Genomic DNA, 711 nt, shown 5'->3' with positions numbered 1-711 from the left:
CCGGTGCTGCTGGCGGCGCTCCGGCAGGCGGCCGGCTGAGCCGGTGTCCCCGCCGCCGCGCCAGCGGTTTGCCAGCGCCGCCCGCCGCTGCCACCATGCGCTTCCGGTGAGCTGGGCACCACAGGCTGGACACGACAGGAAAGATGGCGCGCGCACCCGTTTTGTCCCCCGGCTCGCGGACGGCGAAGTCGCGGGCGACGCTTGCAGACGTGGCGCAGACCGCGGGCGTCGACATGTCCACCGCCTCGCGCGTGCTGCGCGGCGATGTCTCGCAGCGGGTGCGGGAGGAGACGCGCGCACGCATCCTCAAGGTCGCCGAAGAATTGGCCTATCGTCCCAATTCCCTGGCGCGCGGCCTGCGCACGGCGCGCACCGACACGCTGGGCATCGTCGTGCCGCAGCTCGACAATCCGGTGTTCTCGGCGGCCATCCGCGGTGCCGAGCAGGCGGCGGCGGAACTGGGCTATTCGCTGCTCATCTCCCACCGCGAGCCCGGCACCACCGCCACCACCATCGCCAAGCTCTCCCAGACCAACCGGGTGGATGGGCTCCTGGTGGCGAGCCTCGACGACGACGAGGTGCTGCGCTCGGACCTCGCCGCCGCGCCACGTCGCCGTTCGTGCTGATGAACCGCATCCTGCCCGCGCGCCGCTCTCGGTGGTGCTGGACAGCCGCGCCGGCGGCGCGCAAGGGGGTCCGCGCACGTCGCCG

General features: G+C 73.3%; 1 protein-coding gene. It reads left to right on the top strand.

Annotation, left to right across the window (positions count from 1 at the left end; all coding sequences use genetic code 11):
* Window positions 1-143: 143 nt before the first annotated feature.
* Window positions 144-626, top strand: coding sequence for a LacI family DNA-binding transcriptional regulator (locus tag AC2W7M_RS26820; RefSeq protein WP_486136258.1), 483 nt, complete (start codon window positions 144-146; stop codon window positions 624-626).
* Window positions 627-711: the final 85 nt, after the last annotated feature.

The sequence above is a fragment of the Xanthobacter sp. BG11Y11_SDJG genome, from assembly GCF_057364445.1.
This window is presented reverse-complemented; position numbering and strand designations above follow the sequence as displayed.

Excerpts from the sequence above, each read along its gene's own strand:
- AC2W7M_RS26820 (WP_486136258.1), top strand. The coding sequence starts at position 144 with ATGGCGCGCGCACCCGTTTTGTCCCCCGGCTCGCGGACGGCGAAGTCG.